Source organism: Serratia sp. Res13-Sevr-LER1-36-b, assembly GCF_015673035.1.
Taxonomy (GTDB): domain Bacteria; phylum Pseudomonadota; class Gammaproteobacteria; order Enterobacterales; family Enterobacteriaceae; genus Chania; species Chania fonticola_C.
On sequence record NZ_JADACK010000005.1, the window covers coordinates 650,541 to 665,263 of the forward strand.

Consider the following 14,723-nt stretch of genomic DNA (forward strand, 5'->3'; position numbering starts at 1 on the left):
ACTAAACTGTTAATTTATCCAGTATATGGGAATTTTTACAGTTACGGAAGCGGTTACCCTGTAACGAGTTGTTAATTTTACGCCGTTTTACAAAGGGTTGAAACAGTATTTCTGACGGGCGCGGTATACAGGAAGACTCGTAATGTAGGGGCGCTGCATGCTGCGCCCGTCCAAATTCGGGGAGGGATATGTTTGCTGTGGAGATCAGCGAGCGAGCCAGCCACCGTCTACCGCGAGCGTGTAGCCATTAACGTAGTCGGACGCTGCCGAGGCAAGGAAGACTATCGGGCCCATCAAGTCGTCCGGCGTGCCCCAGCGCCCGGCGGGTATGCGTTCGAGGATCTGCTGGCTGCGGTCTTCATCGGTACGTAGCTGCTGGGTGTTGTTGGTGGCCATATAGCCCGGTGCAATGGCGTTAACGTTAATCTGGTATTGTGCCCATTCATTGGCCAATAGCCGGGTGACGCCAAGTACTGCGCTTTTCGACGCGGTGTACGACGGTACGCGAATGCCGCCCTGGAAAGAAAGCATCGAAGCAATATTGATAATTTTACCGCCGCAGCCCTGGCTGATGAACTGTTTGGCCACCGCCTGTGCCATAAAGAACAGGGTCTTGATATTGACGTCCATCACCTCATCCCAGTCTTGTTCACTGAAATTCAGGGCGTCTTCACGACGGATAATCCCTGCGTTGTTCACCAGGATATCGATTCTGCCAAACGCCTCAACGGCGGCTGCTAGCAGAGAAGGGATGGCGTCGATATTGCCGAGATTGGCGTTCAGATTCAGGAACCGACGCCCGGTCTGGGTGACTTTGCTCATGGTCTCAAGGGGCTGACTGCGGTTCACGCCGATAATATCGCAACCGGCCTGCGCCAACCCAATCGCAATGCCTTGCCCCAGGCCGGTATTGCAACCAGTGATTAGCGCCACTTTGCCCGTTAAGTCGAAGGAATTCAGAATCATAGCTTTGCTCTCTTGCCGTGAGGGAAGAAAGCACCGGGCTTTCGATGGCAACCGCGTGGCAGTGACAGTGTCACCTAATTGCCCGGTGTTTTCTTTATGCGACTAGCATAATTTGAATGGTGTCTTAATTCAATAAAAATGAAATGGCGTTTTATTTATTTTGCGGGTGCAGGGAAGGGAAAAGGGCACCGGCGGGGCCGATGCCGTCAAGATCAGGCAAGATGAGCGGCAGTCAACTGCTCGAGGCTTTGCAACTTAAGGTCGGCCAAGGCCCAACGGGGATCCTGGCTGTATTCATGCGCAGGGATCACGATCGATTTCATACGCGCCGCTTTGGTGGCAATCATACCGTTGAAGGAGTCTTCCAGAGTAATGCAGTGCTGTGGATCGCTGCCCAGGCGTTCTGCGGCGATCAGATAGACTTCCGGGTGCGGTTTGCTGTAGGGCAGGTATTCGGCCGAAACCAATTGATCGAAATAGCTCTCCAGATCGAACATCTTCAGCACCTGCTGCTGCATATGTAGCGGAGAGGCGGAGGCCAGCCCAATATTCAAATCCAGGCTACGGCACAGTTCCAGAGCTTGTTGCACCCCAGGTAGCAACGGGCGCTTTGCCCGTACCAACTCGATGGCCCGCTCGATGATGCGGCCAGCCACTTCCTCCTGGGAAGGCCCTTGCCAAGGCATGGCCTGGAACCACATCCGTACTACCAGATCGATGCGTAAACCCAGCGTATCCGGCAGGTTCTGACGATCGGACAGATCCAGCCCCAATGAGCTGAAGATGTCCATTTCCGCCTGTAACCACAGGGGTTCAGAGTCGATCAGTAGACCGTCCATATCAAAAATTGCGGTTGCTATGCGTTGCGAATAAGCCATTAACAATTAACTCCTGCAGCACCAGTAAAAGAAAATGTTTTCGCCACTCTATCATTTTTGTTCAGACACCTGCACCCTTCGGGCCCGGGGTGTTTTCTCAAAGTGCTGGATCTCACTGGATTCAGACAGGAAGACGAAGAAAACGGTGGGCGAGTTTCATTAACTACAGGTAGACTTAGCGCAACAACGGTTACGTCGCTTACAAGGGGAACACATGACGTATCAACAGGCTGGGCGCGTTGCCATATTGAAACGCATTTTCGGATGGGTCGTTTTCATCCCGGCGTTACTTTCAACGCTGGTTTCACTGCTGGGTTTTGTTTATCAACACAGTGAGAAGTCCAGAGGGATCAACGCCGTGATGCTGGATTTTGTCCACGTTATGGTCGACATGGTGCGTTTCAATACGCCATTCCTGAATATTTTCTGGTACAACTCACCGGTACCGGACGTGGATAAGGGCCTGTTTAGCGGCGCTAATCTGATGTTTATCATTATCTATTTCCTGATTTTTGTCGGCCTGGCATTGCAGACTTCCGGTGCGCGCATGTCGCGTCAGGTGAAGTTTATCCGTGAAGGATTGGAAGATCAGATGATCCTGGAACAGGCCAAGGGCAGCGAAGGGCACACGCGTGCACAATTGGAAGAGCGGGTGACGTTGCCGCACCACACCATTTTGCTGCAATACTTCCCGCTGTATATCTTGCCGGTGATGATCGCCGTGGTGGCTTATTTTGTGCTCAAGTTGCTAGGGCAAATGGCCGGAGTGGCGTAGGGGCGCTGCATACTGCGCCCGTTAAGATAAGTCAGTAATATTGCCGCTTTGTCATCAATCTGGGGTGCCGCATGCGGCACCTTATCGTTTAGAGCGTTTCTGGATGCAGCAGCTTGTCGATGGCCCGCTGTGCCATGACCAGATGTTGTCCGCCAAACAGGTTGCTGCGGTTGAGCAGGTAATAAAGCTGATACAGCGGCTGACGTTCGATAAACCCGGCCTCCAGCGGCCACACGCTCTGATAGCCGTCATAAATCTGGGCGGGCAATTCAGGATAAAGCGGCAGCATCGCTAAATCACACTCCCTGTCGCCCCAGTAACAGGCTGGATCGAACAGCAAAGGCCCATCCGTGGCCTGAGCACAGTTGGCAGGCCACAGATCGCCGTGCAGCAAGGAAGGCTGTGGCTGATGGTGTTGCAACCGCAGGTATACCACGTCGATAATTTCGTCGATATCACCGAAGGTCATGCCCTTTTCCGCCGCCAGCTGTAGCTGCCAGCCGATGCGTTGCTCGGCAAAAAATTCTGCCCAGCGGCGTTGCCAGGCGTTGGGCTGCGGCGTGGTGGAAAGGTCGTTATCGAAGTCGAGGCCAAACTGCGGTTGTTCGCTCCACTGGTGCAGGCGGGCCAGTTGTTGCCCGAGACAGTGCGCCCCGTGCGCATCCAGCGGCTTAAGGGGTTGATACTCCAGCAGCAGGAAACTGTAATCGCGATCGCTGCCAACCCCATACACTTCGGGGACACGCACGGTCTTACTGCGCGCCAACAGCGCCAGTTGGTCTGCCTCTGCGGTGAATATCGGCAGCATTTCGCGGGTATCACATTTAACAAACACCTCGCTGTCACCGTAACTCACGCGCCACGCCGGGTGGATTTCTCCCCCGGGCAGTTCAGTCCTTTCGCGGATTTCTGCGCTGCCAAGATGTTCACTTAACAGACGGCTAACGGCTTGCCACATAGTAATCCCCTTCTGTGTTGCCTGCGATTTCATTAGGTTAGCGTCTTTCCTGCGGCGAAAACACGATGTGGCGCACAGCTGCGCCATCTATTGACGAAAATATCATCGCCGCGTGTCTGGTCAAAGTATATACGCTATTGATTAATTTAAGTACGTCTCAGCTTGCAACTTGGCAAAAGCTCGACGATGTTTAGACGTTACTTTCAAACCAATCAATTTTCACGGGAGTGGGCAATGGAGCCGAGTCAGCAGTGCCCCGGGGCTGTATCAACAGGTAGGCTATCAGCCGGTCAATAAGCAGGACTTTGTCTGGCAGATCGCACGGCCCGATATTTATCAGCAGCAATAAATGGGCGCCGCATGCGGCGCCTACGGGTTGGTTTTAACTACGGTGATTTCGTGACGTTGCACGGGTTTGAAGTGGCTATAGAGCAGGGCGATGACAAACAGCAGCGCCTGCACGATCACGATGCACGGCCCGGTTGCGCCGTCGATATGAAAGCTGATCAGAGTGCCCAGCACGCAGGAAAAAACCGAAGCGACGGTGGCGACGATCAGCATCCGGTTGAAACTGCGGCACAGGGTGAATGCAATGATCCCCGGTGCGATCAGCATCGCAATCACCAGGATCACTCCCACCGCCTGTAGCGAGGCCACAATGGTTAACGCCAGTAGGCACAGTAAGCCGTAGTGCAGTAACTTCACCGGCAGACCAATGACGCGCGCATGGTTCGGATCGAAACAGTAGAGCATAAAGTCCTGGCGCTTGAGCAGTACGATCGCCAGCGTGATCCCGGCGATCCACAATGTTTGCTGCAGTTCACCGTCGGTGATCCCCAGCATATTGCCGAACAGGATATGGCTGAGGTGTTGATCGGTATCGATGCGGGCAAACAGCACCAATCCAAAGGCAAACATGCCGGAGAATACGATCCCCATCACCGTATCTTCCTTCACCCGGCTGTGTTCTTTCAGATAGCCCGTCGCGACCGCGCAGAAAATGCCGGAAAGAAATGCGCCAATCGCCAGCGGAATGCTGAACACAAAGGCCAACACAATGCCGGGAAGCACGGCGTGAGAAATGGCATCCCCCATCAGTGACCAGCCTTTCAACACCAGATAGCAAGACAGCACGGCGCAGACGACACCGGTGACGATAGCCGCGATGATGGCGCGTTGCATAAAGGGATAGGCGAACGGCTCTGAGAACCATTGCAACAGGAGTTCCATCAGTTGCCCTCCGGAGAGTTGCCACGGGTGACGCGGCGTTTTGAGGCTAACAGCCCGTGCTTCGGTGCGAACAGGAAGGCCGCCAGGAACACTAACGTTTGCAGCGTGACGATCACGCCGCCGGTTGCCCCGTCGACGAAGAAGCTGAGGTAGGCACCAAGGCCACTGGTCAAGGCACCGATCGCGATGGCGATAATCACCAGCCGGCCAAAACGGTCGGTCAGCAGATAGGCGGTAGCACCGGGAGTGATCACCATGGCGATCACCAGAATGGCGCCGACGGTTTGTAGCGCAGCCACGGTGCAGGCACTCAGCAGGGTAAAGAACAGGATCTTCAACTTTAGTGGCGAAAGCCCGATCGATACCGCGTGGTTTTCATCGAAAAATACCGCCAGCAGGTCTTTCCACACCAGGCATAAGATCAGTAACGAAACGCCGATAATAATCTCCACTTGCAACACGTCTTCGTCTGCGATGCCGAGAATGTTGCCGAAGATGATCGACTGCACGTTCACCGAGGTCGGATTGAGCGAAATGATCAACAGGCCGACGGCGAAAAAGGTGGAGAAAATAAAACCGATAATGGCATCTTCACGCAGGCGGGTAACGTGGCGTACCAACGTCATCGCCAGCGCGGCCAGCATGCCGGTGAAAAACGCACCGGCTGCATAGGGCAGGCCGAGGGCATAGGCACCGGCCACGCCAGGCACTACGGAGTGGGAAAGCGCATCCCCCATCAACGACCAGCCTTTCAGCATCAGATACGCCGACAGAAAAGCGCAGGCCGCACCGACAATGGCGCTGACCCACATCGCCTTGACCATGTAGTTGTAGTTGAACGGTTGCAGCAGGATCTCGAGCATCAGGGGTTATTCTCCTTTTGCTGGCTTTGCGCCGGAGGATCGCTCTTGGTATGGCCATAAAACACCGCAGGGCGTTCGTCATCGGTAATTACCGTCACGGTGCGGGGATCGTTGTCATCGTGCAGATCGGGCCCGGAGAGGTTGATATGGCGCAATACGCCACCGAACGCCAGTTCCAGATTGCTTTGCGTGAACGTGGTCTCGAGCGGGCCGGCGGCAAGCACGGTACGGTTAATCAGGATCACCCGATCGCAAAACTCCGGTACGCTGCCGAGGTTGTGGGTCGATACCAGGATCAGGTGCCCCTCATCGCGAAGCGAACGTAACAGCTCGATAATGGCGTTCTCGGTTTTGACATCCACGCCGGTAAAAGGCTCATCAAACAGCAGCACCGTTCCCTGCTGAGCCAGGGCACGGGCCAGGAATACGCGTTTTTTCTGCCCGCCGGAAAGCTCGCCGATCTGTCGGCTACGCAATTCACTCAGGCCAACGCGTTCCAGCGCCTTATCGACCCGCAGTCGGTCTTCCTTGGTAGGAATGCGCAAGAAGTTCATTTTGCCGTAGCGGCCCATCATCACCACGTCTTCCACCAGAACCGGGAAGTTCCAGTCTACCTCTTCGGTCTGCGGCACGTAGGCGATAATATTTTTCTTCAGCGCGGCGACAACCGGTTGGCCGCTCAGCATCACCTGGCCAGAGGTGGGTTTTACCAGGCCCATGATGCTTTTGAAGAGGGTCGATTTTCCGCTGCCGTTAACCCCTACCAGCGCACAGATCGAGCCACCACTAAGGGTAAAACTGGCGTTATGGATCGCCGTATGGCCGTTGTTATAGGTGACCGATACGTCATCCACGCTAAGTTCGGGGCGGATAAAGGTCTCTGCACTCATTGATTGAATCCTTTGGCGATGGTCTGCACGGTGGCATTGAGCAGATCGATATAGGTGGGCACCGGCCCGTCGGCGGCAGACAGCGAATCGACGTACAGCACGCCGCCGTATTGTGCGCCGGTTTCTTTGGCCACCTGCTTGGCAGGTTTATCCGAAATGGTGCTTTCGCTGAACACCACAGGAATGTGGTTGGCCCGCACGGTATCAATCACCCGGCGTACCTGCTGCGGCGAGCCCTGTTCGTCGGCATTGATCGGCCACAGATAGACTTCTTGCAGCTGATAGTCTTTGGCCAGATAGCTAAAGGCACCTTCGCTGGTCACCAGCCAGCGTTGGGCTGACGGAATACGCGACAAACGCTCGCGTAGCGGGGCATCCAGCGCGGCGATTTTTTCAGCGTAGGCTTTGGCATTGCGGTTATAGGTTTCCGCGTTATCAGGATCGTGCTGTACCAGCGCTTTGCGGATGTTCTCGATGTAGATCAGCGCATTGCTTGGCGACATCCAGGCATGGGGGTTTGGATTACCGTTATACGGGCCTTCGTGGATCGGCAGCGGGGTGATCCCCTCGGTCACTACGGCGGCGGGCACTTGTTTGATATTTTCGAAGAAGCGTTGGAACCAGCGCTCCAGGTTCATTCCGTTCCATAAAATCAGATCGGCGTGCTGTGCCTTAACGATATCGCGCGGCGTGGGCTGATAGTCATGGATTTCCGCCCCAGGCTTGGTGATGGACTCTACCACAGCGGCGTCGCCTGCCACGTTCTGGGCGATATCCTGGATAATGGTGAAGGTTGTCACCACGCGCAGCTTTTCCTTTGCCAAAGCCGGTTGGCTCACACCAACAACGCTGAGGCATACGCAGAGCAGGGCAAGGGGGCGAAAGTGGGACAAGCTAAAACGACGACGAGTAAATACGTTGTTTTTCATTGGCATGATGACGTCTCCTGATTCAAATGAAAATGATTATCAATATCAATTGAGCGGAAGTCAAGCATCACCACGCTTTGCCAAGGGGTTATTTTGTTGTTAATGAAATAGTACCGCCATGTGAGTTATAACATTTTATGTATCGGGATGTAACCGCTTAAAGTAGTCACTGCCTGTGACTACCTCCACCTCGGGTTTTGCCCCCAATGCCACCTCGCCCAACCCTTGTGCCAACTGTTTGACATCTTCTTGATTTAATGGCGTTGTTAGCGAAAAACTGTTGATCCCCAGCTCATGGGGTACGCCATTGCTGTCGCTGAGCATGGTGGAAAAACCGGCCAGCGTCATTTGTCCGGTTAATTTGGCTAAATCGGTTAAGCTCTGTTCCGGATAGGTGAAAGACACCACAAATCCTATGGACGAAGATTGACTCATAAATCACCTCTTGGTATATGGATAGCCTGAGAATAGACCAAAAAAGTTATGCAGGTATCCTTACCCGTTGTATATGCTACGCAACTCATTGAAAGGAGTGAGGGATTCTGTGAAAACAAAAATAGGTTGCCTGATGGCAATCGTACTATTAGCCGGTTGTGCGAAAGATCCGCAAACAACTGGCAACCAGGCAGGCAGTGGCACTTCGGGCGGTTGGCTAAAAACCCCACCGCAAACACCAAGCAACCGTACCGGGACACCGGTCGCTTATAACGATTATATCCGTCAGGCCGCCAGCAACTATGGCGTCGACGAAACGCTGATTAAGGCGATCATTCAGGTGGAGTCCGGGTTTAACCCGAATGTGGTCAGCACCTCGAATGCCGTGGGGCTCATGCAGCTGAAAGCCTCAACCGCTGGACGCGATGCTTACCGTATGAAAGGAAAGAACGGGCAGCCTAGTTCACGTGAGTTGAAGGATCCGGCGGTCAATATTGATCTGGGAACAGCCTATATCAATATTCTTCAAAGCCAGCAGCTAGCCGGGATCACTAATCCACAAACGTTACGTTATGCCACCATCGTTTCCTATGTGAACGGGGCAGGCGCGATGTTACGGACCTTCTCATCGGATAAACGTGTGGCGGTAAACCGCATCAATCAGATGAGCCCGGACGAGTTTTATCAGCATATCCAGAAGAAACACCCGGCACCGCAAGCGCCGCGTTACTTGTGGAAGGTTACCACTGCTTATCAAGCGATGGCCGACTAGCCTCATATAGCCTACAGCCGGCCTCAAGAAAGGGCCGGTTTTGCTATTTTTTGCCGGTAAAAATGTGCTCTGCATCCCATTTCCGTTGTTCTCCCGCCTTTTGAACTAAAAAACCGCACAAATTGTTAATTTTACATTAACAAAGAAAACTTTACGTTCAATCAAATAGTTACCGGTAACATTGCTGCCAAAGCTCATATTTTGACCTTCAAAAAATAAACAATTACGTAACAATATATGTTTAAACTCCGTATAGACCGCGAGGTTGAGGTTAAATAGTTGTGATTTTTTTTGGAAGGAATGTGCTATGTCGAACGATAAAACCAACAACTCCCGGCGTGATTTCTTGCTGAAGTCGATGACGCTGATCCCCGCAGCCGTTATCGGTGGCAGCGGTGTGAGTGCCCTGACGGCGCCCACACCCGCGCTTGCCGCTAGCGATACTCCCAAGCAGGCAGAGTATCAACCGACCTTCTTTACCCCCGAAGAGTGGGCCTTTGTTCAGGCGGCGGTTGCGCGTTTGATCCCTGCGGACGAGCGCGGCCCGGGCGCTTTGGAAGCAGGCGTGCCGGAGTTTATCGATCGGCAGATGAATACGCCTTATGCCACCGGTTCAATCTGGTACATGCAAGGGCCGTTCAATCCCGATGTTGCACCGGAAATGGGTTATCAACTGCCGTTGGTGCCGAAACAGATTTATAACCTGGGTATCAGCGATGCGGATGCCTACAGCAAGAAAACGACAGGTAAAGTATTCGCCGAGCTGGATGGCGCACAACAGGATGCGCTGTTGCAGAAGTTCGAATCCGGTGAGGCCGATTTTGCGCAACTGCCTGCCAAGCTATTCTTCTCTTATCTATTGCAAAACACCCGTGAAGGTTTTTTCAGCGATCCGATCCATGGAGGTAACAAAGAGATGGTGGGATGGAAGCTGATTAATTTTCCGGGTGCGCGCGCCGACTTTATGGACTGGGTTGAGCGAGGGGAACGTTATCCCTTCCCACCGGTATCGATTCGTGGGGAGAGAGGGTAATTATGGCAACGGTAATGAAGAAGCAGGATGTGGTGATCGTCGGTTTTGGTTGGGTTGGTGCCATTATGGCCAAGGAGTTGACCGAGGCTGGGCTGAACGTGGTTGCGCTTGAGCGTGGCCCGATGCGCGATACCTACCCAGACGGTTCCTACCCGCAGGTGATCGATGAACTGACCTATAATATCCGCCGCAAGCTGTTCCAGGACCTTTCCAAAAGTACGGTAACCATCCGTCACAACACCAGCCAAACCGCAGTGCCTTATCGCCAGTTGGCTGCTTTCCTGCCAGGCACCGGCGTGGGTGGAGCGGGTCTGCACTGGTCTGGCGTGCATTTTCGTATCGATCCTATCGAGCTGCGTATGCGCAGCCATTATGAAGAGCGCTACGGCAAAAGCTTTATTCCAAAAGATATGACGATCCAGGATTTTGGGGTGAGCTACGACGAGCTTGAGCCGTTCTTCGATAAGGCCGAGAAGGTATTCGGCACCTCAGGTACCGCCTGGACGGTGAAGGGACAGTTGGTGGGTAAAGACAAAGGCGGAAACCCTTTTGCACCAGACCGTTCCGACCATTTCCCACTGCCAGCGCAGAAGAACACCTTCTCCGCGCAGCTGTTTGAAAAGGCGGCGCGTGAGGTGGGTTATCACCCTTACAATCTGCCCTCTGCCAATACCTCAGACTCCTATACCAACCCCTATGGCGCGCAGATGGGGCCTTGCAACTTTTGCGGTTATTGCAGCGGTTATGCCTGCTACATGTATTCCAAGGCCTCGCCAAACGTCAATATCCTGCCAGCACTGCGGATGGAGAAGCGCTTTGAGCTGCGCACCAACGCCAACGTGCTGAAGGTTAACCTGACCGCGGACAAAAGCCGGGCGACCGGGGTCAACTATATCGATGCTCAGGGGCGCGAGATTGAACAACCTGCCGATCTGGTGATCCTCGGGGCCTTCCAGTTCCACAATGTGCATCTGATGCTGCTCTCCGGCATTGGCAAACCTTACGATCCACAGACCGGTGAAGGGGTGGTTGGGCGTAATTTTGCCTACCAGAACATGACTACCATCAAGGCGTTCTTCGATAAGGACGTCCATACCAACCCGTTTATTGGCGCGGGTGGTAACGGCGTCGGCGTAGACGATTTCAATGCGGATAACTTTGACCACGGCAAAGAGGGTTTTGTCGGTGGTTCACCGTTCTGGGTTAACCAGGCGGGTACCAAGCCTATCTCCGGCTTGCCGACACCTCCTGGCACTCCAGCCTGGGGCAGCAAGTGGAAAGCCGCGGTGGCGGATGCCTATACGCACCATGTCTCTATGGATGCGCATGGCGCGCACCAGTCCTATCGTAGCAACTACCTCGATCTCGATCCGACCTACAAGAACGTCTTTGGTCAACCGCTGCTACGCATGACCTTCGACTGGCAGGAAAACGACATCAAGATGGCGCAGTTTATGTTTAACAAGATGGCCCCGATCGCCAAGGCGATGAACCCGAAACTGATTTCCGGCAGCCCGAAAAACGCCAACAGCCATTTCGATACCACCAGCTACCAAACTACGCACATGAACGGCGGTGCGGTGATGGGGGAAGATCCCAAGACCAGCGCGGTAAACCGTTATCTGCAAAGTTGGGACGTGCATAACGTGTTCTCGATCGGCGCATCGGCCTTCCCGCAGGGGCTGGGCTACAACCCGACCGGCACCGTTGCCGCGTTGGCCTACTGGTCTGCCCGCGCCATTCGCGAGCAGTATCTGAAAAACCCAGGCCCATTGGTGCAGGCATGAGGATGCGAGTGATGAAAGCTTTGGTTCCCGCACTGGTTCTCAGTGCACTGAGTTTTTCCGTTTTGGCGCAAGACGCGACGGTCAGCAGCGAATTGCTCAAACGCGGTGAATATCTGGCACGTGCCGGTGACTGTGTGGCCTGCCACACCAATGGCAAAAGCGGCGTGCCCTTTGCTGGTGGTTTGGCGATGGAAACGCCGATTGGCACTATCTATTCCACCAACATCACCCCGGACAAAACCACCGGCATTGGCGATTACAGTTTTGAAGATTTCGACAATGCGGTACGCAAAGGCGTCGCCAAGAACGGCAGCACCCTGTACCCGGCGATGCCTTATCCTTCGTTTGCGCTGGTGAAAGAGGAGGATATGCGTGCCATGTACGCCTATTTTATGCACGGCGTGCAGCCAGTAGAACATGCGAACCAAGACTCTGACATTCCCTGGCCGCTGTCCATGCGCTGGCCACTGCATATCTGGCGTTCGATGTTTGCACCAACACCGGCCGATTTTGCGGCAAACGCCAACGCCGATCCGGTTATCGAACGTGGCCGCTATCTGGTCGAAGGGCTGGGGCACTGTGGTGCATGCCATACGCCGCGTAGCTTGACTATGCAAGAGAAGGCGTTGAGCAATACGGAAGGGGATGATTACCTTTCCGGCAGCAACGCTCCGATCGACGGTTGGGTAGCATCCAGCTTGCGTGGCGATAATAAAGATGGCTTAGGCACCTGGAGCGAGAGCGAACTGACCGAGTTCCTGAAAACCGGCCGCAACGATAAGTCGGTAGTATTTGGTGGCATGAGCGACGTGGTTGAACATAGCCTGCAATATCTTAGCGATGAGGATTTGACCGCGATCGCCCGCTATCTGAAAACCTTACCGCCGAAAGACGGTAAACAGCAGGCCGCACCGGTTGAAGACAGCGTCGCCAAAGATTTGTGGCGTGGTAACGACAGTAAACCCGGAGCCGCGCTGTACGTCGATAACTGTGCGGCTTGCCACCGTACCGATGGTGTTGGTTACAAGCGTGCCTTCCCGGCGCTGAAGGGTAACCCGGTGGTGCAGACCGAAGACGCGACCTCGCTGATCCACATTGTGCTGATCGGCAATACCACGCCAGCGGTGAAAGGGGCGGTTTCCAACCTCACCATGCCGCCGTTTGGCTGGCGCTTGAACGACCAGCAGGTAGCAGACGTGGTGAATTTTATCCGTTCCAGTTGGGGTAACAACGCCAAAGCCATCAGTGCCTCCGATGTGGCTGACGTGCGTAAGGATCGCTCAATAATTCGCGATGAGAAGGCGATGGGCAGCTCTGCTGTGCCAGAGTCGGTGGGTGCCAAGTAATCTTCCCAAGGGCCTCGTTCGAGGCCCTTTAATTATCTTAATTATCCTTAAATAAGTTAGCGTTGTTAATCATTTCACGGTGTGAGATTTTTAATCACCTTTAGCGGCATATTCCTGGGGTTTTAAACTATTTGGTCTGAGGTTGTTATCCTTCTGCGAGATATTGCACTTCATATTTGTGCTATGCCACTGTTATTAATTGAATTGTTGAGATTTCATTTATTGGTGAATAAAAATTTCATTAATGTTATTAATGTTACTCGCAAGGGAGCGTTGAAACCAAAGGGAGGCTATGGGCGTGATGGTAATAGTTTTATTGATGGTGGTGTACGTTTCCATCGCTTTTGAGGTTGAAAGACGTAAGCGAATCTGTATTAGTCTTGGTCGAAAATATACCTACAGAAAGCGCATCAAGTTCAAAAAGAAGTGTGCGAGGTTAATCGATACGCTGCTTTTTCGAACATGATGCGTTGCGGTTTGCCATCTTTGGCAAAAAAAGCAGATTTTATGAGGTGAAATGCCCCGGAGAAGCGGGGCATTTTAGATGGATGACCATGTAGCCGCAGCTATTTGGTACCGTCAATGCCTGTTAACAGTCTGCACTGTTATCGATCTCGTCAAAATGTCGATCTAAAACCCGTGAGCAGACCCACGCTTTTGTGATCCTAACGATAAAAAGTGTCAAATCCGCTGTATGCATTCAGGGGCGGCTTTAGTATGGTTTTGGTTTGAGCATTCGCCAAAGGACATTGCCATGGAAAAAATCGACCTGCATATGCATTCCAACTACAGCGATGATGCAGATTTCCCGGTTGAGACGGTGATTGCACGCTGCCTGGCCAACGGCATCAGTACGTTGGCGGTGACCGACCATAATAATGCCAGTTCGGTGCCGGAGGCCAAGGCGCTGGCATCGTCCAGCCTCAATGTCCTGTCCGGTATCGAGATCGACTGCACCTTCGCTGGGCGCAACTTCCACCTGTTGGGCTATGGGTTTACCCCCAGCAATGACTTTGTCGAAATCTATAACAATTTCAGTGCCATTCAACGGGAACTGACGCCGCAAAAGTTTGCCAAGCTGCGCGGGTTGAAATTCCATCTGGATGAGCAACGCCTGGAGCAGGTATGCGGTGGCGCTATCCCGCAGGAAGAGCAGATGGGCGAGGTGATACTCGAAGATCCACGTAATGATGGGCATCCGTTGCTGATGCCTTATCGCCCAGGAGGGGAAAGGGCCGATATGCCGTTAATCAACTTCTATTGGGACTTCTTTGGCCCAGGGAAGGTGTGCTATATGCCGGTCACCTATCCCGCCATGAGCCGCATGGTGGAAGTGATCCGCCATAATGGGGGAATACCGATCCTGGCGCATATCGGTGCCAACGTTAAACAGGACCATACCCAAGTCATCGATGAAATGCTGAAGATTGGTGTGATGGGGGTCGAGGTGTTCTCAAGCTATCATTCACCCGAATTGGCCAGCAAACTGTATGAGTTTACCGTGGGTCGCTCGGCGTTTGTTACCTGCGGCAGCGACTTCCATGGGCGTAACAAGCCAAAAATAGAAGTAGGGCAATGTGCCTACGGCCCGCAGCATATTGACGAAATACGCCGGTTTGTCGCCGCCGCCAGCGCCTAGGCATTGTTTCATTCCATAGCGTTTGTGAGCGGCATCGGCTGCTCACGAAGCGCGCAGTTAACCGCCGAAATATAGACCATTCCTGAGATTTTCTTTATCCTTTGCCGTCCTTTTATCAGGTAGGTGAATTTCTCTCGCCATTAATATCCTGTTTTATATAAACATTCTACGGAGAAGGGAGTTTCCGTCGGGCGCAATCGTTGGCGCTGTAGATTAAGGTAA

The 14,723-nt window shown here is 53.4% G+C and carries 14 protein-coding genes and 1 pseudogene; 7 read left to right on the forward strand and 8 right to left on the reverse strand.

The genetic code is table 11. The features are described 5' to 3' along the window. Positions 1-204: 204 nt before the first annotated feature. Positions 205-966 (reverse strand): 2-dehydro-3-deoxy-D-gluconate 5-dehydrogenase KduD, encoded by a 762-nt coding sequence (gene kduD / locus IMQ33_RS04060; RefSeq protein WP_173409404.1) that lies wholly within the window; start codon positions 964-966, stop codon positions 205-207. Positions 967-1,178: 212 nt separating this feature from the next. Beyond that, positions 1,179-1,844 carry a hexitol phosphatase HxpB gene (hxpB, locus tag IMQ33_RS04065; protein ID WP_065685988.1) on the reverse strand — a complete coding sequence of 222 codons (666 nt, stop codon included), beginning with the start codon at positions 1,842-1,844 and terminating at the stop codon, positions 1,179-1,181. A 214-nt stretch (positions 1,845-2,058) separates the two neighbouring features. Between hxpB and IMQ33_RS04070 the strand changes: the two genes are divergently transcribed. Beyond that, positions 2,059-2,619 carry a YniB family protein gene (locus IMQ33_RS04070; RefSeq protein WP_098931369.1) on the forward strand — a complete coding sequence of 187 codons (561 nt, stop codon included), beginning with the start codon at positions 2,059-2,061 and terminating at the stop codon, positions 2,617-2,619. Positions 2,620-2,707: 88 nt separating this feature from the next. On the opposite strand, the gene IMQ33_RS04075 is transcribed toward IMQ33_RS04070, so the two are convergent. Continuing rightward, positions 2,708-3,577 (reverse strand): fructosamine kinase family protein, encoded by an 870-nt coding sequence (locus IMQ33_RS04075; RefSeq protein ID WP_065685990.1) that lies wholly within the window; start codon positions 3,575-3,577, stop codon positions 2,708-2,710. Positions 3,578-3,824: 247 nt separating this feature from the next. Between IMQ33_RS04075 and IMQ33_RS26070 the strand changes: the two are divergent. Further along, positions 3,825-3,926: pseudogene (locus IMQ33_RS26070) on the forward strand (N-acetyltransferase); the annotation flags it as partial. Positions 3,927-3,946: 20 nt separating this feature from the next. On the opposite strand, the gene IMQ33_RS04080 reads toward IMQ33_RS26070, so the two are convergent. From IMQ33_RS04080 to ghoS, 5 genes are all read right to left on the reverse strand, one after another. Beyond that, on the reverse strand, positions 3,947-4,807 hold the full coding sequence (locus IMQ33_RS04080) for a metal ABC transporter permease (RefSeq protein WP_024530033.1): 861 nt from the start codon (positions 4,805-4,807) through the stop codon (positions 3,947-3,949). Further along, positions 4,807-5,670 (reverse strand): metal ABC transporter permease, encoded by an 864-nt coding sequence (locus tag IMQ33_RS04085; protein WP_024486841.1) that lies wholly within the window; start codon positions 5,668-5,670, stop codon positions 4,807-4,809. The genes IMQ33_RS04080 and IMQ33_RS04085 overlap by 1 nt, the downstream gene beginning before the upstream one ends. Then, positions 5,670-6,560, reverse strand: a complete 891-nt coding sequence (locus IMQ33_RS04090) for a manganese/iron ABC transporter ATP-binding protein (protein ID WP_196062505.1) — start codon at positions 6,558-6,560, stop codon at positions 5,670-5,672. Before IMQ33_RS04090 ends, IMQ33_RS04085 begins: the two co-directional genes overlap by 1 nt. Further along, on the reverse strand, positions 6,557-7,495 hold the full coding sequence (locus tag IMQ33_RS04095; protein ID WP_065685993.1) for a metal ABC transporter substrate-binding protein: 939 nt from the start codon (positions 7,493-7,495) through the stop codon (positions 6,557-6,559). Before IMQ33_RS04095 ends, IMQ33_RS04090 begins: the two co-directional genes overlap by 4 nt. A 129-nt stretch (positions 7,496-7,624) precedes the next feature. Beyond that, entirely contained in the window at positions 7,625-7,924 is a 300-nt protein-coding gene (gene ghoS / locus IMQ33_RS04100; protein ID WP_098931367.1) for a type V toxin-antitoxin system endoribonuclease antitoxin GhoS, read from the reverse strand. A gap of 109 nt (positions 7,925-8,033) precedes the next feature. Here ghoS and IMQ33_RS04105 point away from each other — a divergent pair, with 109 nt between their 5' ends. The 5 genes from IMQ33_RS04105 (at position 8,034) to IMQ33_RS04125 (ending at position 14,501) form a co-directional block, all read left to right on the forward strand. Continuing rightward, positions 8,034-8,696 carry a transglycosylase SLT domain-containing protein gene (locus IMQ33_RS04105; RefSeq protein WP_021178197.1) on the forward strand — a complete coding sequence of 221 codons (663 nt, stop codon included), beginning with the start codon at positions 8,034-8,036 and terminating at the stop codon, positions 8,694-8,696. A gap of 307 nt (positions 8,697-9,003) precedes the next feature. Beyond that, a complete protein-coding gene (locus tag IMQ33_RS04110; RefSeq protein WP_098931366.1) occupies positions 9,004-9,729 on the forward strand; it encodes a gluconate 2-dehydrogenase subunit 3 family protein in 726 nt (241 codons plus the stop codon). Between the two features lie 2 nt (positions 9,730-9,731). Further along, a complete protein-coding gene (locus IMQ33_RS04115; protein ID WP_098931364.1) occupies positions 9,732-11,516 on the forward strand; it encodes a GMC family oxidoreductase in 1,785 nt (594 codons plus the stop codon). An 11-nt stretch (positions 11,517-11,527) separates the two neighbouring features. Next, entirely contained in the window at positions 11,528-12,862 is a 1,335-nt protein-coding gene (locus IMQ33_RS04120) for a cytochrome c (protein ID WP_196062506.1), read from the forward strand. A 754-nt stretch (positions 12,863-13,616) separates the two neighbouring features. Continuing rightward, on the forward strand, positions 13,617-14,501 hold the full coding sequence (locus IMQ33_RS04125; protein WP_196062507.1) for a PHP domain-containing protein: 885 nt from the start codon (positions 13,617-13,619) through the stop codon (positions 14,499-14,501). Positions 14,502-14,723 lie beyond the last annotated feature (222 nt).

Bases quoted from the DNA above. Each gene is read 5' to 3' on its own strand.
- ghoS (WP_098931367.1), bottom strand. From the start codon at position 7,924: ATGAGTCAATCTTCGTCCATAGGATTTGTGGTGTCTTTCACCTATCCG.
- hxpB (WP_065685988.1), bottom strand. From the start codon at position 1,844: ATGGCTTATTCGCAACGCATAGCAACCGCAATTTTTGATATGGACGGT.
- IMQ33_RS04070 (WP_098931369.1), top strand. From the start codon at position 2,059: ATGACGTATCAACAGGCTGGGCGCGTTGCCATATTGAAACGCATTTTC.
- IMQ33_RS04090 (WP_196062505.1), bottom strand. From the start codon at position 6,560: ATGAGTGCAGAGACCTTTATCCGCCCCGAACTTAGCGTGGATGACGTA.
- IMQ33_RS04075 (WP_065685990.1), bottom strand. From the start codon at position 3,577: ATGTGGCAAGCCGTTAGCCGTCTGTTAAGTGAACATCTTGGCAGCGCA.
- IMQ33_RS04085 (WP_024486841.1), bottom strand. From the start codon at position 5,670: ATGCTCGAGATCCTGCTGCAACCGTTCAACTACAACTACATGGTCAAG.
- IMQ33_RS04095 (WP_065685993.1), bottom strand. From the start codon at position 7,495: ATGCCAATGAAAAACAACGTATTTACTCGTCGTCGTTTTAGCTTGTCC.
- IMQ33_RS04080 (WP_024530033.1), bottom strand. From the start codon at position 4,807: ATGGAACTCCTGTTGCAATGGTTCTCAGAGCCGTTCGCCTATCCCTTT.
- kduD (WP_173409404.1), bottom strand. From the start codon at position 966: ATGATTCTGAATTCCTTCGACTTAACGGGCAAAGTGGCGCTAATCACT.
- IMQ33_RS04110 (WP_098931366.1), top strand. From the start codon at position 9,004: ATGTCGAACGATAAAACCAACAACTCCCGGCGTGATTTCTTGCTGAAG.
- IMQ33_RS04125 (WP_196062507.1), top strand. From the start codon at position 13,617: ATGGAAAAAATCGACCTGCATATGCATTCCAACTACAGCGATGATGCA.
- IMQ33_RS04115 (WP_098931364.1), top strand. From the start codon at position 9,732: ATGGCAACGGTAATGAAGAAGCAGGATGTGGTGATCGTCGGTTTTGGT.
- IMQ33_RS04120 (WP_196062506.1), top strand. From the start codon at position 11,528: ATGAAAGCTTTGGTTCCCGCACTGGTTCTCAGTGCACTGAGTTTTTCC.